Below are 22478 nucleotides of genomic sequence, written 5' to 3'. Positions count from 1 at the left end.
AGTATGCTTTCTAAACGTAAATTAAAGTATTTTAAATCTCTTCATATTAAGAAATATAGGCTGCAACACGGTAATTTTCTTGTAGAAGGTGCAAAAGGTGTCGTTGAAGCCTTGAAATCTACCCTAGAGATCGAGCATTTGGCCCTGACGCCGTATTTTCGAGAGGAGTTAGAGCAAAAAGAGGGACTTCAGCTCAGAGGAGAGCTGGAGAGTGTTACAGAACAAGAACTGGTAGCAGCCGGTACTTTCATGAGCAATAATGCGGGTTTGGCCGTATTGAAAATTCCAGAACGGCAGGCTTTACCCACGCTAACTTCTGGTTTTACCTTGGTTCTGGATGAAGTGCGCGATCCTGGAAATCTGGGAACCATCATCCGAATAGCCGATTGGTATGGAATAGAACACGTTATTTGCTCTTTGGGAACAGCGGACATTTACAATCCGAAAGTCATCAACGCCACAATGGGCTCTTTTGCTCGAGTTAAGGTTTTTTATACCGATCTTCAAGCCTTTTTACAAGCCAAGGAACTTCCGGTGTATGGCGCATTATTAGGAGGTGAGTCTATCTATTCGCTTGATTTACGTCAAGATGCCATGCTCCTTATGGGAAATGAATCGAAAGGGATTTCAGACGATCTGCTGCCTTTTGTTGATCACCAGGTCAAGATTCCAAGTAGAGGAGGAGCTGAATCCTTGAATGTAGCCATTGCCACTGCTGTGGCTTTGGATAATTTCTTTCGTTAGAAAAATCCTTGTTCGCTTTCCTCGCTGGCTGCTTGCATCATGGCTTCGGCATTTTCAATACCCAAGAACCTATCGATGACATAATGGGCGACATAGAGAAGAGGGGTGAGCCCGATCGCAATGAGAAATTTATAGACATAGTTGGTGATGCCAACCGCTAATACCTGTTCGATGCTCCAAGGGCCAAGAAAATAAAAGGCGACGAGTAGCACCACAAAGCTATCGATCAATTGGGAGATCAAAGTGGATCCCGTTGCCCTAAGCCAGATCATCCGTTTTCCCGTGATCTTTCGCAGCTTATGGAAAACGAATACATCCACAAACTGACCGACCATAAAGGCGACCAAGGAGGCGAAAATGATGTTTAATCCTTGAGTCAACACAAGCCGAAAGGCCTCGTTGATGTTAATGGCAGCCCCGGTGGCGTCTGTCGCATTCACTTCTAACCAGAAATCAGCAGGTGCTAATTTCATCGCAAAATAGATGGCGATAAAGGCATAGGCGATTAGCCCAATGGTAATAAAGGTTATTCTTCTCACCCCCTTTTTGCCGAAGTATTCATTGATAATGTCTGTTGTGATGAAAACGACAGGCCACAGCAATACGCCGGCAGTCAGGTTAAATTGCAACAGATAGTCACCGAATAGTGGGGTATCGAGTGGTTCGAGGCCTAAAGTTTTTTCAAAAGAGAAGATCTTTCCGCCGATCATTTCGGCGATGATGGCATTGGTGATGAAAATCCCACTTAAAATGATAAAAAGACGGGTCTTCTTATCGTTCAAGATATGGGAGGTTTCTTTAGTCATGGAGGATGAATTCTTTGCCTTCATGAGCAATGTGGGAATTTTCAAAGACGGTTCTCGCTTCTTCCTCCAAGGGTTCGAGCAATTTATAGCGTACCGAAAAATGACCAAGTAAGAGCTGACCAACTTCTGCTTTTTTGGCAATGGTCGCGGCTTCTTTGGCAGTGCTATGGTAGGTATTGTTAGCACGGTCCATGTGTTCATCTAAAAAAGTAGACTCATGGTAAAGCAAATCGGCACCTTTGATGATGGGTATAACCGATTCGTTGTATTTGGTGTCTGAACAGTAGGCGTATGAAAAAGACTTTCGCGGTGGTTTTGTATACAGGCGATGATCGAAAGCAAGAGTTCCGTCGTCATTCATGACATCTTCACCATTTTTGAGTGTTTGGATCTGAGTGATCGATAGGTTCTCGGGCAACATCTCTTTGATCAATCGGTATTTTTTTGGTTTCTCCTTGAAAAGAAAGCCACTGCAGGGGATTCGATGATCCAAGGGAATGGTAAATACCTCTACCTGATTGTCTTCATGGATGAGCTGATGCTTCTCTGTGTCGATCTCTACGAAGTTGACCGGATAATTGAATACGGTATCCGAATACTTCAGCTGCAAGGTAATGATCTCAGCAAGCCCTTTAGGACCGTAAAGATTTAGGGGTGTTTTTCTGCCCATCAAGTGCATGGTAGACAAAAGGCCCATTAAGCCCAGGTAGTGATCTCCGTGCAAATGTGAGATAAAGATGTTCTTGATTCGTTGGGCTTTGAGCTGATACCGCTTCAGTTGAAGCTGGGTCGCTTCACCGCAATCGATTAGGTAGCAGTGTCCTTCAATAGTCAGGAACTGCGACGTATGGTGTCTGCGGTGAGCCGGTGCTGCAGAATTTGACCCAAGTATTGTGATTTTAATGCTCAAAAGATCACTCGTCTTCTGGACTGTTGGCTAATACAAGGTCTTTTGCCGCTTCATCACTCGCCAGAATAGTCAATACATTATTGAGCTGAGAGATAGTCAATAGTTTCTCGACAAAAGGCGTGATTTCTGAAAGAATGAAGGCACCGCCAGTTTCGGAGTACGTTCTATTACCAGTCAACAGGGCACTTAAACCTGATGAATCCGCATACTTAGTGCGTGATAGGTTCAAGATCAAGTTCTTTGTGCCTTGGGTTTGTAGGGCGATCATTTCAGACTTGAGCTCTGGTGATAGCGTAGAATCGAGCTTTTCTTCTTCTAGTGTAAAGAGCGTATAGAGCTCGGATTTTTCAATTTGATACTTCATGCTAATGGTTTGCTAAATAGTCTTTTATATGTTGTTCAATTCGTTCAAGTGGACGTTGTTTTGCTTCTTTTTTGAATTCTTCTCCAGTGACTTGCTCGAACAATTCAATATATCTTTCGGAAATAGAATTTACAACCTCCGGCGTCATTTCAGGAATGGCCTGGCCATCTTTTCCTTGGAATCCATTTTCGATCAACCATTGCCGCACAAACTCTTTTGAAAGCTGCTTTTGCTTTTCACCTGAGGCCTGACGCTCTTCATAGCCTGCTGCATAAAAATAGCGAGAGGAATCCGGTGTGTGGATCTCATCGATCAGGATGATCTCACCATTGTGTTGGCCAAATTCATACTTTGTATCGACGAGAATGAGCCTTTGAGCGGCAGCGATCTCAGTACCTCGTTGAAACAAGGCTCGTGTGTAGTGTTCGAGCTGGGCGTAGTCTTTCTCGCTCACAATACCCTGCGCTATGATCTCTTCCCTCGAAATGTCTTCATCGTGTCCTTCGGCCGCTTTAGTGGTTGGGGTAATGATGGGTTCGGGCAATTTGTCATTTTCCTTTAACCCTTCAGGTAATGCCACTCCGCAAACTGCTCGTTTTCCTTCTTTGTACTCTCGCCAGGCATGCCCGGCCAAGTAACCTCTGATCACCATCTCTACTTTAAAGGGCTCACATTTCAGTCCTACACTTACATTTGGGTCGGGAGAGGCTGTGATCCAGTTAGGGACGATGTCTGCTGTTGCGGCTAAGAATTTGGACGCGATCTGGTTGAGCACTTGTCCTTTAAAGGGAATGGGTTCGGGTAAAATCACATCGAAAGCGGAGATGCGATCGCTGGCCACCATCACCAATTCTTTCTCGAAATAATAGATGTCCCTGACTTTGCCTCGGTAGAAGTCGAGCTGTCCCGGAAATGTAAAATTCGTTTGCTTGATCCCTTTTGCCATGGGCTTAAAATTAGTCAAAAATTGGACGCCAAAATGGCCTTTGCTAATTTTCTGAACTACTCATCAATCGGCCCAAATTATATAGTTCAGTCTTAAGGACTTCGCCTTCCTTGTCGTAATATGTCCACGTGCCGTGCTTTTTGTCGCTACGATGACTTCCTTTGACCGCTAATTCGCCTGATTCGTAGTAGGCGTAATGATTACCGGCCTTCTTGTTGGCATAATAGGTGGTTTCTGTTTTTCTCTTTCCAGAGGGGAAATAAGTTGTTTCGGTGCCTCTTTTCGTGTTGTCGATGTACTGGCTTTTCTTCACGAGCTCACCATTTGCATAATACTTCCTGTAGCCGTTGATCTTGCCTTGTCGAAAAGGTGTTTCTTCTATCAGCTCGCCAGAAGCATCAAATTCAGACCAAGTACCGATGGGTAGACCATTTTCGTAGACCTTCTTCATGCGCAATTGCCCATTTTTATGGTATTCATAAAAGGTAGCGTCTTTGGCCAACTTGGTGTATTCTTCCACGCGAAGCAGTTCTCCGGTGTCATAGTAATACCTGTTCTTACCGATTTTAGCTCCTTTTTGGTAATTGAGCTCTTCTTGAGGCTTTCCATTCTCAAAATACCTGATCACCTCACCGTTGAGCAAGCCATCAATAAAGCTGCCTTCTTCCCAGAGCTTCCCGGTGCTGTAGTATTTTTTATAAGGACCGTTTTTATACCCTTTTTGGTAAGCATAGACCCATTCTTCGGTACCATTTGGATAGTAGGTCACATAGGTGCCTTCTATGACACCTTGTTCATAGTTGAAAGTGGAGGCCAATTGGGCATTTTCGTAATAGGTCTTTGTTGCTCCGTTTGGCGTGCCATCACTATAGGTAGCTTCTTCCTTGATGTTCCCGTTTTGGTAGTAACTGAGGTTTGGTCCATTGAGTCGACCCTTGCTAAAGAAAGACTTGGTTTTTAGCTGTCCTTCTTCATAATAGGTCATTACTTCGCCTGCTAATAATCCGTTTTGATAACTTCCTTTTTGCACAAGGGTGCCAGTCGGACCATACACTTCAAAGGGGCCTGTCTGTTGCCCTTCCTGAAATGTGATCTTGCTCAATAATGTGCCGTCTTCATAATACTCTTCAAAAAGGCCGTTGGCTTTGCCCATAGTAAAGGAGCCCTTCTTGGCCAATGTTCCTCCTTCATGATATTGTTTGTATGTTCCGTCGATCAGGGTAGAGTCTCCATTCAGGATGGTATATTCTGCTTTGAGGTTTTTGTATAAGGGTGGATAGTAGGTCTTGACCACCTGTTGCGCCTGAGCGGAAAGAATGACAAAGCAAAAGATAGGGATGAGTGTTTTCTTCATAAAAAAAAGCCTCACGTAAAACTACGCAAGGCTTTTGTATTTCGTATGCCGAGCTTACATTTTCTCAATGACCATGGCGGAAGCACCACCACCGCCATTACAAATGCCGGCGACACCGATCTTGCCATTGTTTTGGTCAAGTACATGGCACAGGGTGGTCAAAATTCTATTACCTGAGGCACCCAGCGGATGTCCAAGAGAAACAGCGCCACCATTTACATTGACCCTTTCCGGATCAAGGCCTAATTCTTGATTGTTGGCTAAGGCCACAACAGAGAAGGCTTCGTTGATCTCATAATAATCTACATCTTCCTTGCTCACACCCGCGTTCGCCATGGCTTTTGGAATTGCTTTGCTTGGAGCGGTTGTGAACCAAAGTGGATCCTGCGCAGCGTCGGCCATGCCAATGATCTTGGCAATGGGTTTAACACCTAATTCTTCTGCTTTTTGCTTGCTCATCAAGACCATGGCAGAAGCCCCATCGTTGATTGTGGAAGCGTTAGCCGCGGTGACTGTTCCCTCTTTACTGAAGACTGGACGTAGGGCAGGGATCTTTTCAAAAAAGACATTATGGAACTCTTCATCCTCGGTCATCATGATCGGATCGCCTTTTCTTTGCGGAATGGCGACCGGAATGATCTCGTCTTTGAACTTTCCTGCCTCAGTAGCTGCAGCAGAACGTTTGTAGGAATTGATGGCATATTCATCTTGCGCCTCGCGGCTGATGTTCATTTCTTTGGCTGTGTTATCCGCACAATTGCCCATGGGAAACTCATTGTAGACTTCCCAAAGACCATCCTTTACCAGACCGTCGATTAATTCTCCATTGCCATACTTATAGCCGTATCGGGCTTTTGGGATATAATAAGGGATATTGGACATGCTTTCCATACCACCCGCAACGATCACGTCTTGAGCGCCCACCATAATGGATTGTGCTGCGATCATCACCGATTTCATTCCTGATGAGCAGACCTTGTTGATGGTGGTACAAGGCACATTGTCGCTGATGCCGGCACCGAGTGCTGCCTGACGAGCCGGCGCTTGTCCAAGCCCTGCAGAGACCACGTTGCCCATGTATACTTCCTGTACTTCTTTGGCATCGACGCCTGCTTTTTCCAAAGCACCCTTGATGGCGAATGAGCCAAGTTGTGTGGTAGTAAAGCCAGCTAGTTTTCCTCCAAAGCTACCAATTGGGGTTCTGGCAGCTGCTACAATATAGACTTCGTTCATGTTGTTTTATAGTTTACCTAACGAGTGTTAGCAAAGTTACACAAAGGCTTTGTTTTTCCATGACCATTCGTGGAGAAAGGAGGGAGAAGATTTGAGGTTTGAGCGCTGAGGTTGGAGCATCAATAAGAATGACCCTCAATCCCTAAAGGGATGCCAAAGTTTAACCCGTTGGTTCTCCTTTAGGGGTTAAGGAAGGTGAGGAGCTACAAGCCGCAAGCTTCAAGGCACTAGCTATGAGTGTCGAGTTTCGAGCATCAATAAGAATAACCCTCATTCCCTGAAGGGATGCCTAGGCTTTACGGTTTCTTTCTCCTTTAAGGGTTAGGGGAAAGTGAGGAGCTACAAGCCGCAAGCTTCAAGGCACTAGCTATGAGTGTCGAGTTTCGAGCATCAATAAGAATAACCCTCATTCCCTAAAGGGATGACTAAGTTAAACGCAATGTTAGGGGAGTAGTAGGAGCATTAAGCACTTTGAATTAGGAGGGAGTAGGAAGACAGAAGTCAGAAGTCAGAGGATAGCAGTCAGAAGTCAGAGGTCGGAAGACGGAAGTCAGAGGCTGGAAGACAGAAGCTGTAAGAAAATTTAACGCTAAGCATTCAACACTTATCACTCAATACTCAACACTTAACATTTAGCACTCAACATTTAACACTCAACATTCAACATTTACCAATCCGGCTTATCGCTTTCGCGGGGTTTTGTGGCTTTTCTCTTCTTTTGCTGCACGTACTGCACTTCGTTGTTTTTCATCGCCTCAAGGATCATTTGGGCTTTTTCTAAAGGGATGTTCATTTCCTTGAGCTTGTCCATGAGCTTTTCCATCGGATCTTCTTCCTGTGGCTGTTGCTCTTCTTGCTGTTGCTGGTTTTCCTGCTCTTGCTGCTCTTGGTCTTGTTGCTCCTGATTTTGGTTTTGTTGATCCTGCTGTTCTTGGTTCTGTTTTTCCTGGTTTTGCTGCTCTTGGTCTTGCTTTTGCTGGTCTTTGTTCTGTTGATCCTTGTTTTCCTGGTCTTGCTGTTGATCCTGTTTTTGGTCTTGGTTCTCTTGTTCTTGCTCTTGTTGCTGCTGGATCAGTTTTTTCAGCAATTCGTAATTGTAGCGCGCCTGCTCATTGAGTGGGTTCTTGATCAAGGCTTGCTTGAAGTCAGCGAGGGCCTGATTCATGAGTGTGGTCTTATCGTCCTTGGCGATCTCATTTCTTCGGTAAGCGATCACGCCCAATTGATTCAAGGCCATGGAAGCGGCGGAAAGATCTTCGCTGTCTCTCAATGAGCGATAATTCGAGTCAGCAATATCGAAGTATTTGATTTCTTCCGAAACGGCACTCAACGAAGCCGAATCCTGAACACGTTTTGCGCCATTAGAAATGTCGTTCAAGACGTCAAAGTTCTCGCTTCCATAGGATACTCGGTAGGCCGCATTTGCCAGATTGAGCTGTGCGCGTGGGTCATCAATCATCAAGGAATCGATCAGTCGGGTGTACGCCTCTACCGCCAATTTAAATTCTCCTGCCTCGTAGGCTGCTTTTGCTTCTCGTTTTAACGCATTGGACTTGGCGATCTTAGTGACCGGATCAGTGCTGAGTAGACTAAGCGAAATTATCAAGAAGTAGGAGATCATGCTTTTCATACCCTTAGTGTTTTTCTTTTGGTCAGTGCGTCTATCAATAGCAATAGGATTGCCCCTGCTAGGAAAAAGTAAAATTTGTTGGCTGAAGCATCGATCATACGTGCATCCCGTACTTCGCCTTCTATTTCGTTAATGGCCCGGATCAGACGATTGACATCATTCTGTTGATCGTTGATCTCGAAATATTGACCACCTGTATCCACAGCAAGTTTACGTAGGGACTTCGAATTTAGTTTTGTCACCACTTCCTGTCCTTCTCGATCTCGCTTGAAGCCGCGTGATTCCCTGATCTTCGAACCTGTCTCAGTACCAACTCCGAGAGCAAACAATTGAATACCTGCTTTTTGAATTTTCTTAGCCGCTTCGGCGGTGTCATCTCCAAAATCCTCTCCATCGCTGATCATCAAAATGATCTCAGCTTTTTGTTGGGTTACCAAGGATTCTGTCTGATCCAATTTGTCAAAGGCCATGTCTAAAGGGGCACCAAAATCTGTGCCGGCGTTTGGCACCAAGCTCGTATTCAAGGTACTGATGAATAAGTTCAGTGCACTTTGGTCGTAGGTGAGGGGGCATTGCACAAAAGCTTCAGAAGAAAAAATAATAAGACCGATGCGGTCAGAGCTAAAGGATTCGACGATCTTTTTGAGTTCATATTTTACCTTTTCCAATCGGGTGGGTTGGATGTCGAAGGCATTCATGGATTGTGAGAGGTCAACGGCGATGAAAATATCCTTCCCTTCAGACTTTACTTCTTTGGTGGTGGCTCCAAAGGAAGGGCCCAATAAGGCGACAATGACCAATGCGACGGCAGTACTACGAATCAGCAGCTTGAAGAACAAGGGACGAAAAGAGGTGTTCATCCGTTTGGCTACTTTCAGTAGCCGATAGATGTACAATACATAAGCCAATAAAAACAGGCCAATGAAGATCAATTCCGTATTTCCAAGTGTTCTGAACCAGGTCATGTCTTACGTTGAATTGCGAATATAATCAATGTAGCATCAGATGCATTTCCGTTTATCATTTCAACTCAAAAAAGCTGTTAAAAGCTGTTAATATTGGAAATTAAACCATGACGTAAGTCAAGTTTTTTTTACGCTTTAGGGGCTAAATTGTTTTTCTTGAACGTATTAATGTTACCGAATTGTCAAGTATTACCAATAAATTCGTCTGCGTTGTAGGTGCCAGCGCTGGAGGTCTAGATGCCATTTCCAAATTACTCGCCCAATTGCCCAAAGAACAGCAAGACCTGGCCGTTATTGTCGCCCAACATTTAAGTCCCACACACAAAAGTAGATTGGTCGATCTGTTGCAAAAAGCGACCAGTTGGTCCGTAGAAGAAAAGCTCAATGAAGCCCTACTTCACAACGCCATAGATACCTATCTCTTCACCGAACGCAAGCCGATCAACACTGAGGTCATGGAAATGATCGAAGGCGATAAGCCCAAGCTAAAAGAACGCAGAACTACCATCAACCGCATCATCGATAAGATGGTCGATTTTGTGGATACATTTATTGGAGGGATGGGGGAGTGATAATACAAAGTGCATACAGGTTATTGGTAGAAAAGTTTAATTCTTTGGACCTATACGTGCCTGCAAGAGAATCCATATTTCATGGTGAAAATTCTTTTGCAATTATAGATAATAGAGAAACATTGAGATTCATTACATCTTTATTTAAAAGGTTGAATTTAATACCTCTTTCAGGATTCAACGTATTAAATCACTTCACTAATATGCAAAGTGTACTTAACATCATTGATGAGCAGTGTATTAGGTCTAATACAATTTTAAGTACAGGGCTTGACGATGAGTATAATTGGATATATTAACAAATAGAGTTGGAAGGTTTATTTGATGAAAAAAATGAGGGGTTATTGTCCAAGATACGAAGTGCATATTTTACATTTTTTGTGCTTGAAGATGAATTGAATGCCGATGATATTGATGAAATGTACTCAGTTTTCGGTCCTTTTCGTCTTCAATTTAATTGGACTGCAGCATATTCTTTCTTTTACTTTTCAAATGTTACTTATCCCACAAATGAGATGCTTCATTTGTTGAAGGAATTAACGAGATTCAAAATAGGAGACTCGATTTTTATTACGCCAGATATATCTAACCTTGGTTTCTTTCTTCTGAATAATAAATGGTCGAGTGAGAAAGAAATTAGGTTTTTGGTGCCTTCAAATTCGACACTGCTTGCTTCGAATGATTTAGATCCAAGTCTAAAAGATTCAATTGATTTTTTGAAATTCAATAAGAAAACCCCTATTGGTTGTTTGAAGTTAAAACAAATACTGTGTGAGAGTCAAACCGCGTATGAGCAATTGATTGAGATGAATGTTCCAAATGAGTTAGTTTCTCTAGATTGGCTTAATAGTTATTAGCTTGCCAATAGCTTGCCAAAAAATGAAAAAACCCCACTGATTAACTCAGGTGGGGTTTTTAAGTGATCCGCTCAGGACTCGAACCTGAAACCTACTGCTTAGAAGGCAGTTGCTCTATCCAGTTGAGCTAGCAGACCAACGTGCTTTGTGAAAAGCGAGTGCGAATATAGTGAAAAGGAAGTTTTTCTCGCAAGCACCTATTTGAAAATGCAATTATTTTTTCAGTACAGCGCTTTATCGCTAGAAAGTATTGCTTTGTTTAGCAGAAATAGCAATTTGTATATTCAATCCAACGCCATCACATGAAGACCGATCTTAGCCTCAATAACCTCCAGAAAGCAGCTTATTGGTTCATAATTCTGACCGGATTGGTCATATTTCTCATCTATTTCAGGTCTTTTTTAGAGCCAATTGTCCTGGCTATGGTGATCTGGTATCTGATACGTACTGCACGCAAGTACATTGGTAGGCTGCGAATCAAGGGGAAAGAGATGCCGCTTTGGCTTCAACGCCTATTGGCGACTCTATTGGTTTTCCTCATCGCTTACCTCATCTATCAAGTGCTTTCTGTCAATATTCGTCTGATTTCAGAGAATGGCGATAAGTATGATGAGAACTTAACCAATATGCTCAATAAGGCTCGGGCTGACCTCAGAATGGGGGGGTATGTGAGTCAAATTGAGCAAGGCATTCAGAATCTTGATTACAAAAACTTGATCTCTGGTATTTTTAGTTCGGTGAGTACGGCATTAGGGAATTTCACGCTTGTGGTGGTCTATGTTATCTTTTTTGTGTTTGAGGAAAACTATTTTGACCAGAAAATGACAGCGGTTTTTCAACGAAAAGGCAAACGCAAAAGCTTTATGCATGTGGTCTCCCATGTGAGCATGGCTGTCAACAAATACTTTACTGTGAAAACAGAAATGAGTTTATTAACAGCTGTATTGAGCTATGTGGTCATGCTGCTCCTCGGGGTAGACTTTCCCTTGCTATGGGCTTTCATTATCTTCATTCTGAATTATATCCCTTATGTAGGTTCATTAGTGGCGAGTCTGTTGCCGGCGATTTTTGCCGTGTTCCAATACGGTAGCTTTTGGCCTTTTATTTATGTATTGGCTGCGGTTGAAGCCATTCAAATTCTTGTTGGAAACTATGTGGAACCCAAAGTCATGGGCAAATCGCTTAACCTTAGTCCATTGGTGGTCATTATTTCGCTTTCTTTTTGGGGCGCGATATGGGGTGTTTTGGGCATGATCTTATCTGTTCCGATCGTCTCTGTCATCGTGATCATTTGTGCTCAATTCCCATCGACAAGATCCATCGCCATAATGCTTTCAGAAAACGGAAATATTGAACAAGCCATGCCGGTAGCCGATGAAGACTAGATACCTCAAACGAGCAGGACTTTACGTCTCAGAGATTGGCTTTGGTTGTATGTCATTGGGCAGCGATTTTGCTCTCAACGAGCGTCTCATTCATAAGGCCATTGACCATGGGATCACTTATTTTGACACGGCTGATCTTTACCAAAAAGGAGAAAATGAACGAGTTCTCGGTAGGGCGATAAAGGGTAGAAGAGAAGGCCTGGTAGTCGCTACAAAAGTGGGTAACAAGTGGTCTGACACCAACGATGGATGGGAGTGGATGCCTAGGAAAAGTTATATTTTGTCTGCAGCTGAAGAAAGCTTGAAACGTCTGGGTATTGAGCAGATCGATCTGTATCAATTGCATGGGGGAACCATTGACGACCCCTTCGACGAGGTGATCGAAGCCTTTGAAATACTCAGGTCAGCAGGGAAGATCAAGAGTTATGGGTTGTCTTCTATTCGGCCCAATGTGTTCATGAAATTGGTGAAGGAGACAGGAATTGCTTCGAACATGATGCAGTATTCTTTGCTCGATAGGAGGCCCGAGGAGTACTTTGATTCCTTCACGAAATATGAAGTAGGCATGATGGCAAGAGGTTGCTTGGCAAAAGGAATTCTAGTCAATAAGGGCATAAGTAAATATTTAGGGTATACTACTCAATTAGTTGAATTAACGATAGATAAGTTAAAATTATTCTCAATTGAGAAAAAGGACCATGTGATGCTTGCTTTGGGCTGGGTTTTAGGGCATAAGGCCATCACATCTGCTATAGTAGGTATCAGTAATTTGGAACAATTGGACGAATTGATCGATTATTCAAAATACCCGGAACTGCCAGCTGAAGTTTTTGAAGCGCTTTCTACCGTGCTTGATCCTTTGTCTTATGAACAGCACCTGCTCAGTGAACAGTAAGTAAGCGATCGATAGGGTCTCAATGGTTAAATAAGGTAGGCAGGGAAATCGGTGACTTCGTAACGTTAGCTCAAGTAAAAATACAATTAGTGAATGCTTAATAATAAGTGATATGGCAATAATTTCTCCTTCAGTATTTGACTTTTTACGTCAACTCGAGGCCAATAATAATCGTGATTGGTTCAATGCCCACAAGCCGGTTTACCAGCAAGCGCATGAGCAAGCGATTGCTTTTGCCGACGAGCTTTTGGAACGATTGAAAGTACATGATCAACTCGCAACGCCATCGGGTAAAAAGAGTCTGATGAGGATCTATCGCGATGTACGGTTTTCTAAAGACAAACGACCCTACAAGACTAATTTTGCAGGTAGCTTTGCTCGGGTGAAACCTCAGCTGCGCGGTGGGTATTTTTTCAGTTTACAGCCGGGTCAAACAGTGATTGGTGGAGGTTTTTATGGTCCTTCGCCAGAGGATTTAAAGCTCATTCGAAATCATATTGGTCAAGATGATTCGGAGCTTAGGGAAGTATTGGAAGACAAGGTATTCAAGCAGGCTTTTGGAAGCCTGAGGGGAGAACAGCTGAAAACAGCTCCGAAAGGCTTTGAAAAGGATCACCCTTCCATTGATCTACTAAGACACAAGTCCTTGTATGCTTTTCATGAATTTAGCGACGAAGAGGTCATGGCGGACAACTTTGTGGATGAAGCCTTAGGGATTTTGCTGGCCATAAGACCATTTTTTGATGTGATGACGGAATACTTGACGACAGACCTTAATGGACTCTCATTGATCGAATAATATGAAAAGGGAGGAGGTTTTTGTTTTTCTCGAGGCTTTGGTGACCCATAATTCGAAGGAGTGGATGGACGCGAATAGGACATGGTACCATGAGGTAAAGGACATGTTGGCAGAAACCTTTGATCCTATCTTACTTGAATTGAAAAAACGCGATCCTCGCATCTTGCAGCCAAATGCAAGAAGAGCCTTCAATCGCATCAATAATAACTTAATGTTTCACCCTGAGCGCCCTGTGTACAAAGATCACTTTGGTTTAGGTTTTGGCTTTGGTAAAGGACTGGCAGATTTTTATATCCAGTTAGGTGCCTACGAAAACCTAATTGCCGCAGGGCTATGGCATCCTTCATCAGACAAGCTGAAAAGCCTAAGGTCGGAGATTGACTATGAAGGCGATCGTTTGTTTGACATGCTCAATGCACCAAATATCAGGAAGTATCAGTTGTTTGAGGAAGATAAATTGAAGAATGCCCCAAAGGGATACACAAGTGACCATCCGCACATCGAATTGCTTAAGATGAAGAGTATGGCACTTTGGACGAATTTCAACAGAAAAGACTTTGTGTCTGGAGCATTTGACGAAATGGTTATTGGCGCCTATCAGGACTTAATCCCAGTGTTGGACTTCATCAATGTCGCCATTTCTGATGATGAATTCCTTTCATTGGGCTAATTATATATCTTCGTTTTTACACTGAGCATAAGGACAAATGAGAAAACAATTGATCTGTACTTTTTTATTGGTTTTAGGCACGGTAGCCTTTTCACAGGAGGCCCAAGTGAAGACCGGACCTATTATTCAGTTTGAAGAAACCCTACTAAATTTTGGCGTGATTACGCAAGGGGATACCGTTGAACACCGTTTCGTTTTTGAAAATATTGGCACCGAACCCTTAAAGATCTTATCCGCTCGAGGAAGCTGCGGATGTACAGTGCCGAAGTATTCGAAAGACGAAGTAAAGCCTGGGGCAAAAGGAGAGGTGTTTGTGCGGTTCAATAGTGCCGGTAAAATGGGGAAACAGAACAAAACGGTCACCTTGGTGACGAATGCCTCAACGGACAAAACCATTGTGTTGACCTTACGGGGCACGATTCAGCGGAAAGACACAGAAGACTAAATTATTGGCAATCAATCCCTTGAATTCAGCCGACTCGGATGACTAAATGGTCATGGCAAAATTGTTGAAAAATATCGCTGGCCGTAGTTTTCTTTATTCAAATAAGGTCTATATTTGCACTCCGATTCGGAGCTCTGGTTCTGGATCATAGGTTCGGGGTGTAGCGTAGCCCGGTCATCGCGCCTCGTTTGGGACGAGGAGGTCGCAGGTTCGAATCCTGCCACCCCGACAATCAAAAGTCTGACAATGAAATTGTCAGACTTTTTTTATGCCCATTCGAACCAAGCTTGCTTGTGTGAGGAATGGGCATAAAAAAAGCGCTAAGCAACGCTTAGCAGACTTTTGATTGTTAACTCCTCATAAGGATCAGCGGAGCTAATCCTCGGTTGGGTTTAGGCTGTTGGTGACAACACCAACAGCGGCGGTAGGATGATAAGCAACGCTTAGCAGACTTTTGATTGTTAACTCCCCCACAAGGATCAGCGGAGCTAATTCTGGGTTGGGTATGCTTGTTGGTGACAACACCAACAGCGGCGGTAGGATGATAAGCAACGCTTAGCAGACTTTTGATTGTTAACTCCCCCATAAGGATCAGGGTAGCTAATTCTGGATTGGGTTTGCTTGTTGGTGACAACACCAACAAGGGCGAGTTGAGGTAGTAGCAGCTGCAGGACTTTTGCAGGTTTTCACCAACGGGATCAGCGGAGCTAATCCTGGGTTGGGTTTAGGCTGTTGGTGACAACACCAACAGCGGCGGTAGGTTGGTGTGATCCCTTAGCAGGCTGTTGATTGTTAATCTACGTTTTGTTCACGCGTTGCCTCAAATTCAATTTCCAAGCGAACGGCTTGTTTGATTTCATCAATCTTTTGAATCGAAATATTTTTCACTTGCTCAAAGCCATATTTTACCTTAAGGTCCGCCAGCAATGCTTCGCGTTGATCGGGGTGAATTAAGGTCAAGTTAGTGTAGATCAATTCTTTCTTAATGGCTTTCTTTTTTCGATCAAAGTAGACTTCCAAGACAAATAGTAACAATACGATGTAAATGTGGCTTAAGACCAAACTGAGGTAATTAACGTCATTGGGAATCAAGGCATTGGTAGCTCCAATGCTGATGACGACGAATAGATACGTCATCTCACGCGTCGAAATTGGAATGGTGCGGTACCTGATGATTCCGAAAATGGCAAAGATACCCACCGCAAATCCCAGCCCTAAATCAATGTGTTTGATCAATAGGCAAATCATGAAAACAACAGTGTACATTGCACAAAATGCTAAGACATATTCCGCTTTGGCATTTTTTCTGAAATAGAGTAGTCTGGATATACCGAAAACCAAGGCGATCGTATAGATGAATCGCAAGTTGTTGGATATCACCTGTTCAGTTATTTCGAAGTGGATTTTCTTTTCTTTTGAATTGATTTCATTGAAGATAATATTTTCGCGAAGTTAACTAGGTATGAATCTCATCCGCCGCAGCCTTTTCATTCTAATCAGTCATTTTTTCTTTTTGCTGGCCAGTGGGCAAGACGTTGATCCGGAAATGAGAAGTGAAGCATTGATCGATTCGCTTTGGACCAATGTGGACTTATTCGAAGTCAATGCACCAGCAAGGGTAACCCTTTCTTTTGACTTAAAAGCATTTTCTAAGAACAAGAACAACGATGAGTACCAGAAAGCCCTGCTTGGTTTTGAAATTGCAGAAGCAGATACCATCATCACGAAAGAGGTAAGGGTAAAGGCTAGGGGGAACAGCCGAAAAAAGCGCTGTACTTTTCCTCCGACTCGTCTGAATATCAATAATTCCCATGTTGAGAATAAGTACCTAGAAGAAACGAAGAACATCAAACTCGTTACACACTGCAAGAATTCCATTGTGTACGAGAAGTACATTTTGAAAGAATACCTGGTCTACAAGCTATTCAATGTTATCTCACCTAATTCATTCCGAGTGCGGCTGCTTTCTGTCGATTACATTGACACGGGAAACAAAGGAAAAGATGTCAATACATGGGCTTTTCTCATTGAGCCTGAAGGCCTATTGGATCAACGTTTGGGTGGGATCAAGATCGATCAAGACAATTTGAGTCAGAAATTCATGGAACCCAAAGACATGGTCCGCTTAACCTTGTTCAATTACATGATAGGGAACACGGATTTTGCAGTTACCCGAAGGCATAATGTCAAGATCATGATGCCGGAGGATGTGACGAAAAAGCTGGCTGTACCCATACCGTATGACTTCGACTACAGCGGGTTGGTGAATGCTACCTACGCTGTGCCTTTTGAGGGCTTAGGACTAAAATCGGTCAAAGAGCGGTACTATCTTGGCAGTTGTGCGAATGAAGCGGTGATCCCGGAAATACTCGAAGAATTTAAGACCAAGAAAGAGGCGCTGTTCCAAGTGATCAATGAGATTGACTATTTACCTGAGCGAGAGAGAAAGTACATGATCGATTATCTCAATGAATTCTTCAGGTTAGCAGATCAAAAACGTTTTATTGAGAATAATTTGCTCAGTACCTGTCTTTGAAAAAATCTCTCGAATTTTGGCAAGAATTAGAAGGCTAAACATTGAAATTAATGCCTTTCATTTATATTTGCAGTCCATTTAGCAAATCATTCAACGGAGAGGTGGGTGAGTGGCTGAAACCACATGTTTGCTAAACATGCGTACGGGAAACCGTACCGGGGGTTCGAATCCCCCTCTCTCCGCAAAAGTCCTGCATATGCAGGACTTTTTTTGTTTGTGGCTATTGAGCTTGCTCAAAATAGCTGACAAACAAAAAAAGGACATAGATGCGCTAGCATCTTCAGGACTTTTGCAGGCTCCCCCCCCCCAACGGGATCAGCGGAGCTAATCCTGGGTTGGGTTTAGGCTGTTGGTGACAACACCAATAAGGGCGGGACAAGGTAATAGCATCTGCAGGGCTTTTGCAGGCACCCCCTCAACGGGATCAGCGGAGCTAATCCAGGGTCGAGATAGCTTGTTGGTGACAACACCAACAAGGGCGCCTCAAGACAATTCCCTTCAACTATTTGGTAACAATGGTTACAGATTTAATCTCAACAAAGTGATAGACTTGAAGAAATTGTATCACTACGTTTAGGTTGGTCATCACAACCAAATGTGGTGGTTAGGTTAAATGTAAACTCTAATCACATATTCACTCCTAATTATCAATGAGAATGAAATCTATACTCTTTATGGCATATGTGCTGCTTCTTTCAGGGGTCAGCCTATCCCCAATACAGGCGCAAAACGATCAGCAAGATTATGTTGTACTAACCAAAAAAGTGGCTCAGCTACAACCCATCTTACTTGCCGCTGAGGCCTTGAAAAATGAGGATGGGAGTAAGTTTGGAAACTTTGAGGTGATCATTTGCGGTCAGCTGATCGGCGAAATAACAGACCCTGAAAAAATGGGTGGCTTCATTCAAAAGGCAGAGTCTTTGGGGGTAACGTTGATCGCCTGTGGCTTCTCACTCAATAAATTCAAGGTGGCAAGAAGTGAGGTGCCCAAAGAAATGAAGATCGTGGAAAATGGAATTTTGTATGATCTACAATTGCAGAAAAAGGGCTATCATAGCCTAAGCTTGTAAGGCTAAATTTAAGAAAGGCAACATGAAAATAATGAAGAACGCATTCTATGGTGGTGTACTGATGAGTATGGCTATTGGTCTTGCATCTTGCGATACAACTGGTTCAAGCGAGCAGCTGGCGAAAGCCGATACGCTTCACATTACCGTATTACAAACTGCAGATATACATGGGCAGTTAGATCCTCATCCCGAATTATTCTGGGAGGAAGAGCAAATCGTATTTAAGAACAGAGGTGGGCTGGCTAATATCAAAACGCTTTTCGACCAAGAACGTAAGGCGAACCCCGGCAGAACGCTCGTTGTCGATGGTGGTGACCTGATTCAAGGCAGTGGATATGCTGCTCTTTCAGAGGGTAAAGTAATGACTGAGATCATCAAGGAAATGGGCTATGATGTCATTATCCCCGGTAATTGGGAGGTGGTCTATGGTAAAGAAAGCATGTTGGAAATCATGCGAGGATATCAAACGACAGTGGTGGCACAAAATATGTACCATGATGTCACCAAGGAGCGCTTATTTGCTCCTTATGCCATCAAGGAGATCGAGGGCATCAAGTTAGGTTTTGTAGGGCTTAACGATCCGGCTGTACCGGTTAGGCAAAACCCCAGTTTTAGTGAGGGGATTGCATTCTCAGGAATGGATGAAGAATTCAAACAGACCTTGGACTACTTGAAAGAAGAAGAAAAAGTGGATCTCTTGTTTTTAGTGACACACATAGGGGTGTTCAAACAGTTGGCCCTAGGAAATGATGCGATGGCGGAGAGCGTTGATTACATCCTTGGAAACGATACCCACGAGCGTGTTCGACAACCCTTAAATGGAAAATTTGCGAAAGTCACGGAGCCGGGTGCCTTTGGTTCATTTGTGGGCAAACTGACCTTGAAATTCGTCGATGGTAAGTTTGTGGGTGATGCCTATGAGTTGATCGATATTGATCCGGAAGTGTACCCTGCAGATCCAAAAACGCAAGCGTTGGTGGAGGATGCCAAAGCACCATACAAAAAGAATCTAGAAACCGTCATTGGGTATACCAATACACCCATCTACAGGTACTTAACGGTTGAAAATCCTATGGATAACATGATCACAGATGCAGCGCGTTGGAAGACAGGGGTTGATATTTCCATCTCTAATGGCTTCCGCTTTGGTAATCCAATTGTTCCTGAAAACGGTGAGGCAGCACCCATTACCCGTGCGAATTTGTGGAATGTATTACCAGTGAATGAAAAGATCAAAACAGGTAAAGCGAGTGGAAAACAGATCAAAGAATGGCTTGAACAAGAAATGCATAATGCCTTTGCGGCCGAAGCCTCTGAACGATTCGGTGGCTGGCTCGTGCGGTTTTCAGGCATGAAGGTCAAGTTTGCCAGCGAAAACCCGAAAGGTCAGCGTATTCAAGAAATTTGGGTAGGAGGTGAGCCCATGCAAGATGACCAGTACTATTCCATTTCTGCTTGTGTAAGACCTGGAGACCCACTCGATCGATTATGCCGTATGTCTTACGTGAAAGATGTAGAAGTGATGCCTTATACGATTCATGACGTGGTAGAAGAGTATTTGAAAGTACACTCTCCTGTGTCTCCAACTCTGGACGGACGTGCATACAGCGAAAGTTTAGGCACCTACTCCTTTTCAACGGTACCGGGGACTTCCTACGTATTTCATTAGGAGCTAGTATGTCATAAGGAATAAAAAAAGGCAGCTCTCTTGGCTGCCTTTTTTATGTTATTCGTAACGCAGGGCATTCACAGGATTTTGCCTTGCAGCCCTTAATGAGTGATAACTAACGGTAGCAAATGCAATGGCTATTGCGATAATGCCGGAGAAAGCAGCAGCACCAATGATCACAGTTGGCAAGTCAATGGTGTATTGAAATACCTGTAGCCAATCATCCACCAATAAATAAGAGGTTGGAATGGCCAGAATAAAGCCTGGGATCACCAGTGTCATGATGTCTTTAAAGATCATAAAGACCAATTGTGGTATGGTGGCACCCAATACTTTTCGAACACCAATCTCTTTGATTCGAGTCGCCGTCGAATAACTAGCAAGACCTAAAAGCCCAAGGCAACTGATCAAAATACAGATATAGGAAAGAATTGCGGTCAATTTGCTTTGCCGCTGGTCTGAGCGGTAAAGATTCTCCGCCTGGGTGTCTAATAAACCATATTCAAACGGGTGGCTTGGATCGAGTTCGGCATATTTTTCTTCCAGATAATTCAACGTTTCCTGAAGTTTACCATCTTCTGCATGAACGATCACAGAGGGGTTGAGCTGACTGATCGGCGCACCAAATCGTTCATACCTCATGATGATCATCGGTTCTACCGCCACATGAAGCGAAAAGGCGTTGAAATCTTTGACTACTCCGATCACACGAGCAACGGGCACACCTGGACCGGCATTGGAGACCTTTTTCCCAATAGGATCATCCCAGCCCATTTTTTCTACCATGGCGTTGTTCACAAGTACTGCATTCGTAAGGTCAGATTGGATGTTCTTATCAAAGTCGCGACCGGTAACGAGCTGCATATCCATCGCTTTGATGAAGTTTTCTCCGATGAACATGATGTTGTAGGTGTCGGTCACCATAATGGTATCAGCTCCTTCTACCTGCATTACCTGGCGTCCACTTCCTATTAATCGGTTACCCACATTGGTACTCGACGCACTCAAACCCAAGGAGGTGGTAACGTCGACAATGTTGGGGTTTTCACGCAATTCATTTTGAATCACTTCTAGTCGTTTGCTGACAGTGGTGTCACGGGTTGGAATAATGATCACATTGTCCTTATTGAAACCCAAGTCTTTTGTGCGCATGAAATTGATCTGATTACTCATCAAAAGGGTTGAGATGACAACTCCGATAGAAATAAAGAATTGAAATGCAACCAAGGATTTACGCATAAATAAACTCCCAGGGCCTGATTTTACCCCACCTTTCATGGCAGTAATGACTGAAATGGAGGACAAATAAAAGGCTGGATATAAACCTGATAATATACCTAAGGACAAGGTGATGCCCAAGGCGCCAAAGGTTAAGACCGGATTGTTGACCCAATCGAGGACCAACGATTTACCCAACAAATTATTCAGATTCGTTCCGTATAGTATCATGTAGGTGAAACCAATGGCCAAGAGCAATGAGCAAGTGGTGATCAATATGGATTCACTTAAAAATTGAGAAATGAGTTTTCTTTTCGTCGACCCCAACACTTTCTTAATTCCTACTTCTTTTCCTCTTTTGGTTGCTCTGGCGGTAGCCAAGTTCATGTAGTTGATACTGGCGAGAATCAATACAAAGATCCCGATGGCCATAAAGGCTTGCGTGTAGGCTTTGTTTCCTGTAGGCAGGTCGTACTGCACCTTTGAATTGAAATGCACTTCATTCAAAGGAACCAAACGAGGTTCGAAACTAGCTTCTCGTAATGAAGGAGCTAACTGAGCCAGAGGAGCCATATATTTATCAAACACACGTTGAAAATCATTTGTGATATTGCTTGCGTTATATCCCTTTGGAAGGAGCACGTAAGAGTAGGTTTGGATGTTCCAGAGCTGTTGACTGCGTTGTTGCGCTGTTAAAGGTGGTTGTCCAGAAAGTAAGGTTGAGAATGAAGCCAAACCATTGAAGGTGAGGTGCACATTATCCGGTAAATCTTTTATGATTCCCTTTACAGTAAAGGTATTGTTGTCTGTTTTGACTAACTCATTCAAGGGGTTTTGATCACCAAAGAGCGTTTTTGCCGTACGCTCGGTCAGTACAAGGCTGTTGGGCTCTTTTAAAGCTGTTTCTGGGTCGCCTTGAATGAATTCATGTGTAAAGAGCTTGAACATAGTGGAATCAGCAAAGTAGATGTCATCCACATAGAAATTGTTATCCCCAATTCTAAAAAGTATTTGCCCTGCATTTTGAATTCGTGTGAAGGCTTCAATTTCGGGAAATTCCATTTGCATGGTTTCAGCCAGCGCCAAAGAGGTGAGGGCGAATTCATCGTTTTTAGGTGGTATGTAAAATTTAGACTCTACCCGATAGACTTGATCCCATTTTTCATGAGACTTGTCAAAGGTATTGTCGCTCTGCACATATAATAAAATGATGATGCTGACGGCCAAACCTAAGGCCAAACCAAAGATGTTGAGAAAAGCGTAAAATTTATTGCGCAGCAACACACGAAACGCATACACTAAATTTTTCATGACTTTTGTTGTTTGAGTTGAATGATCCTCTGGGCTATTGCCAAGTTTAAGACGATCTAAAAATGTTTTTGACAGAATAAAAGTAGCAGCCGTATCAAA

Annotated in this window: 21 protein-coding genes and 3 tRNA genes; 13 read left to right on the top strand and 11 right to left on the bottom strand. The window is 43.4% G+C overall.

Annotated elements, in window-relative coordinates:
* Positions 1 to 3: 3 nt before the first annotated feature.
* Complete coding sequence (locus tag AC2D6U_RS07400; RefSeq protein WP_484720316.1) at positions 4 to 744, top strand: TrmH family RNA methyltransferase; 741 nt, start codon at positions 4 to 6, stop codon at positions 742 to 744.
* Here AC2D6U_RS07400 and AC2D6U_RS07395 read toward each other — a convergent pair.
* The 8 genes from AC2D6U_RS07395 to AC2D6U_RS07360 form a co-directional block, all read right to left on the bottom strand.
* A complete protein-coding gene (locus tag AC2D6U_RS07395; protein WP_484720315.1) occupies positions 741 to 1550 on the bottom strand; it encodes a queuosine precursor transporter in 810 nt (269 codons plus the stop codon). The two genes, AC2D6U_RS07400 and AC2D6U_RS07395, sit on opposite strands and share 4 nt — an antisense overlap.
* Positions 1543 to 2460 carry a ribonuclease Z gene (locus tag AC2D6U_RS07390; RefSeq protein WP_484720314.1) on the bottom strand — a complete coding sequence of 306 codons (918 nt, stop codon included), beginning with the start codon at positions 2458 to 2460 and terminating at the stop codon, positions 1543 to 1545. The genes AC2D6U_RS07395 and AC2D6U_RS07390 overlap by 8 nt, the downstream gene beginning before the upstream one ends.
* A 4-nt stretch (positions 2461 to 2464) precedes the next feature.
* On the bottom strand, positions 2465 to 2824 hold the full coding sequence (locus AC2D6U_RS07385; RefSeq protein ID WP_484720313.1) for an STAS domain-containing protein: 360 nt from the start codon (positions 2822 to 2824) through the stop codon (positions 2465 to 2467).
* Position 2825: 1 nt separating this feature from the next.
* On the bottom strand, positions 2826 to 3770 hold the full coding sequence (locus AC2D6U_RS07380; protein WP_484720312.1) for a phosphoribosylaminoimidazolesuccinocarboxamide synthase: 945 nt from the start codon (positions 3768 to 3770) through the stop codon (positions 2826 to 2828).
* Positions 3771 to 3813: 43 nt separating this feature from the next.
* Positions 3814 to 5124, bottom strand: coding sequence for a toxin-antitoxin system YwqK family antitoxin (locus AC2D6U_RS07375; protein ID WP_484720311.1), 1311 nt, complete (start codon positions 5122 to 5124; stop codon positions 3814 to 3816).
* A gap of 54 nt (positions 5125 to 5178) precedes the next feature.
* Positions 5179 to 6357, bottom strand: a complete 1179-nt coding sequence (locus tag AC2D6U_RS07370) for an acetyl-CoA C-acyltransferase (RefSeq protein WP_484720310.1) — start codon at positions 6355 to 6357, stop codon at positions 5179 to 5181.
* Positions 6358 to 7024: 667 nt separating this feature from the next.
* Entirely contained in the window at positions 7025 to 7987 is a 963-nt protein-coding gene (locus tag AC2D6U_RS07365) for a hypothetical protein (RefSeq protein ID WP_484720309.1), read from the bottom strand.
* A complete protein-coding gene (locus AC2D6U_RS07360; RefSeq protein ID WP_484720308.1) occupies positions 7984 to 8952 on the bottom strand; it encodes a vWA domain-containing protein in 969 nt (322 codons plus the stop codon). Before AC2D6U_RS07360 ends, AC2D6U_RS07365 begins: the two co-directional genes overlap by 4 nt.
* A 179-nt stretch (positions 8953 to 9131) precedes the next feature.
* Here AC2D6U_RS07360 and AC2D6U_RS07355 point away from each other — a divergent pair, with 179 nt between their 5' ends.
* Positions 9132 to 9524, top strand: coding sequence for a type I restriction endonuclease subunit R, EcoR124 family (locus tag AC2D6U_RS07355; protein WP_484720307.1), 393 nt, complete (start codon positions 9132 to 9134; stop codon positions 9522 to 9524).
* Between the two features lie 308 nt (positions 9525 to 9832).
* Positions 9833 to 10381, top strand: coding sequence for a hypothetical protein (locus AC2D6U_RS07350; RefSeq protein WP_484720306.1), 549 nt, complete (start codon positions 9833 to 9835; stop codon positions 10379 to 10381).
* 63 nt (positions 10382 to 10444) lie between these two features.
* Here AC2D6U_RS07350 and AC2D6U_RS07345 read toward each other — a convergent pair.
* Positions 10445 to 10518, bottom strand: a tRNA-Arg gene (locus tag AC2D6U_RS07345).
* Positions 10519 to 10683: 165 nt separating this feature from the next.
* Between AC2D6U_RS07345 and AC2D6U_RS07340 the strand changes: the two genes are divergently transcribed.
* The 6 genes from AC2D6U_RS07340 to AC2D6U_RS07315 all read left to right on the top strand — a co-directional run bounded on the left by AC2D6U_RS07340 (position 10684) and on the right by AC2D6U_RS07315 (position 14804).
* Complete coding sequence (locus tag AC2D6U_RS07340; RefSeq protein ID WP_484720305.1) at positions 10684 to 11766, top strand: AI-2E family transporter; 1083 nt, start codon at positions 10684 to 10686, stop codon at positions 11764 to 11766.
* Positions 11756 to 12661: an aldo/keto reductase gene (locus AC2D6U_RS07335; RefSeq protein ID WP_484720304.1), complete on the top strand. Its 906-nt coding sequence runs from the start codon at positions 11756 to 11758 to the stop codon at positions 12659 to 12661. Before AC2D6U_RS07340 ends, AC2D6U_RS07335 begins: the two co-directional genes overlap by 11 nt.
* A gap of 112 nt (positions 12662 to 12773) precedes the next feature.
* Positions 12774 to 13460 carry a DUF2461 domain-containing protein gene (locus tag AC2D6U_RS07330; protein WP_484720303.1) on the top strand — a complete coding sequence of 229 codons (687 nt, stop codon included), beginning with the start codon at positions 12774 to 12776 and terminating at the stop codon, positions 13458 to 13460.
* 1 nt (position 13461) lies between these two features.
* Positions 13462 to 14130 (top strand): DUF2461 domain-containing protein, encoded by a 669-nt coding sequence (locus AC2D6U_RS07325; RefSeq protein ID WP_484720302.1) that lies wholly within the window; start codon positions 13462 to 13464, stop codon positions 14128 to 14130.
* A 37-nt stretch (positions 14131 to 14167) separates the two neighbouring features.
* Positions 14168 to 14575 (top strand): DUF1573 domain-containing protein, encoded by a 408-nt coding sequence (locus AC2D6U_RS07320; RefSeq protein WP_484720301.1) that lies wholly within the window; start codon positions 14168 to 14170, stop codon positions 14573 to 14575.
* Between the two features lie 154 nt (positions 14576 to 14729).
* Positions 14730 to 14804: transfer RNA gene (locus AC2D6U_RS07315), tRNA-Pro, on the top strand.
* A 563-nt stretch (positions 14805 to 15367) separates the two neighbouring features.
* Here the strand turns inward: AC2D6U_RS07315 and AC2D6U_RS07310 are convergent.
* On the bottom strand, positions 15368 to 15940 hold the full coding sequence (locus AC2D6U_RS07310) for a DUF4956 domain-containing protein (RefSeq protein ID WP_484720300.1): 573 nt from the start codon (positions 15938 to 15940) through the stop codon (positions 15368 to 15370).
* 97 nt (positions 15941 to 16037) lie between these two features.
* On the opposite strand from AC2D6U_RS07310, the gene AC2D6U_RS07305 reads away from it, so the two are divergent.
* From AC2D6U_RS07305 to AC2D6U_RS07290, 4 genes are all read left to right on the top strand, one after another.
* Positions 16038 to 17111, top strand: coding sequence for a hypothetical protein (locus tag AC2D6U_RS07305; RefSeq protein WP_484720299.1), 1074 nt, complete (start codon positions 16038 to 16040; stop codon positions 17109 to 17111).
* A 95-nt stretch (positions 17112 to 17206) separates the two neighbouring features.
* A tRNA-Ser gene (locus AC2D6U_RS07300) sits at positions 17207 to 17293 on the top strand.
* A 474-nt stretch (positions 17294 to 17767) separates the two neighbouring features.
* Positions 17768 to 18181 carry a sulfur reduction protein DsrE gene (locus AC2D6U_RS07295; protein WP_484720298.1) on the top strand — a complete coding sequence of 138 codons (414 nt, stop codon included), beginning with the start codon at positions 17768 to 17770 and terminating at the stop codon, positions 18179 to 18181.
* Positions 18182 to 18212: 31 nt separating this feature from the next.
* Positions 18213 to 19850, top strand: a complete 1638-nt coding sequence (locus tag AC2D6U_RS07290; RefSeq protein ID WP_484720297.1) for a bifunctional metallophosphatase/5'-nucleotidase — start codon at positions 18213 to 18215, stop codon at positions 19848 to 19850.
* 57 nt (positions 19851 to 19907) lie between these two features.
* Here AC2D6U_RS07290 and AC2D6U_RS07285 read toward each other — a convergent pair whose 3' ends face one another.
* Positions 19908 to 22379, bottom strand: a complete 2472-nt coding sequence (locus tag AC2D6U_RS07285; RefSeq protein ID WP_484720296.1) for an ABC transporter permease — start codon at positions 22377 to 22379, stop codon at positions 19908 to 19910.
* Between the last annotated feature and the right edge of the window lie 99 nt (positions 22380 to 22478).

The sequence above is a fragment of the Roseivirga sp. YIW32 genome (assembly GCF_057219245.1).
This window is presented reverse-complemented; position numbering and strand designations above follow the sequence as displayed.

Excerpts from the sequence above, each read along its gene's own strand:
- AC2D6U_RS07325 (WP_484720302.1), top strand. The coding sequence starts at position 13,462 with ATGAAAAGGGAGGAGGTTTTTGTTTTTCTCGAGGCTTTGGTGACCCAT.
- AC2D6U_RS07375 (WP_484720311.1), bottom strand. The coding sequence starts at position 5,124 with ATGAAGAAAACACTCATCCCTATCTTTTGCTTTGTCATTCTTTCCGCT.
- AC2D6U_RS07305 (WP_484720299.1), top strand. The coding sequence starts at position 16,038 with ATGAATCTCATCCGCCGCAGCCTTTTCATTCTAATCAGTCATTTTTTC.
- AC2D6U_RS07365 (WP_484720309.1), bottom strand. The coding sequence starts at position 7,987 with ATGAAAAGCATGATCTCCTACTTCTTGATAATTTCGCTTAGTCTACTC.
- AC2D6U_RS07290 (WP_484720297.1), top strand. The coding sequence starts at position 18,213 with ATGAAGAACGCATTCTATGGTGGTGTACTGATGAGTATGGCTATTGGT.
- AC2D6U_RS07295 (WP_484720298.1), top strand. The coding sequence starts at position 17,768 with ATGAAATCTATACTCTTTATGGCATATGTGCTGCTTCTTTCAGGGGTC.
- AC2D6U_RS07400 (WP_484720316.1), top strand. The coding sequence starts at position 4 with ATGCTTTCTAAACGTAAATTAAAGTATTTTAAATCTCTTCATATTAAG.
- AC2D6U_RS07340 (WP_484720305.1), top strand. The coding sequence starts at position 10,684 with ATGAAGACCGATCTTAGCCTCAATAACCTCCAGAAAGCAGCTTATTGG.
- AC2D6U_RS07385 (WP_484720313.1), bottom strand. The coding sequence starts at position 2,824 with ATGAAGTATCAAATTGAAAAATCCGAGCTCTATACGCTCTTTACACTA.
- AC2D6U_RS07380 (WP_484720312.1), bottom strand. The coding sequence starts at position 3,770 with ATGGCAAAAGGGATCAAGCAAACGAATTTTACATTTCCGGGACAGCTC.
- AC2D6U_RS07370 (WP_484720310.1), bottom strand. The coding sequence starts at position 6,357 with ATGAACGAAGTCTATATTGTAGCAGCTGCCAGAACCCCAATTGGTAGC.
- AC2D6U_RS07320 (WP_484720301.1), top strand. The coding sequence starts at position 14,168 with ATGAGAAAACAATTGATCTGTACTTTTTTATTGGTTTTAGGCACGGTA.
- AC2D6U_RS07360 (WP_484720308.1), bottom strand. The coding sequence starts at position 8,952 with ATGACCTGGTTCAGAACACTTGGAAATACGGAATTGATCTTCATTGGC.
- AC2D6U_RS07335 (WP_484720304.1), top strand. The coding sequence starts at position 11,756 with ATGAAGACTAGATACCTCAAACGAGCAGGACTTTACGTCTCAGAGATT.
- AC2D6U_RS07395 (WP_484720315.1), bottom strand. The coding sequence starts at position 1,550 with ATGACTAAAGAAACCTCCCATATCTTGAACGATAAGAAGACCCGTCTT.
- AC2D6U_RS07285 (WP_484720296.1), bottom strand. The coding sequence starts at position 22,379 with ATGAAAAATTTAGTGTATGCGTTTCGTGTGTTGCTGCGCAATAAATTT.
- AC2D6U_RS07330 (WP_484720303.1), top strand. The coding sequence starts at position 12,774 with ATGGCAATAATTTCTCCTTCAGTATTTGACTTTTTACGTCAACTCGAG.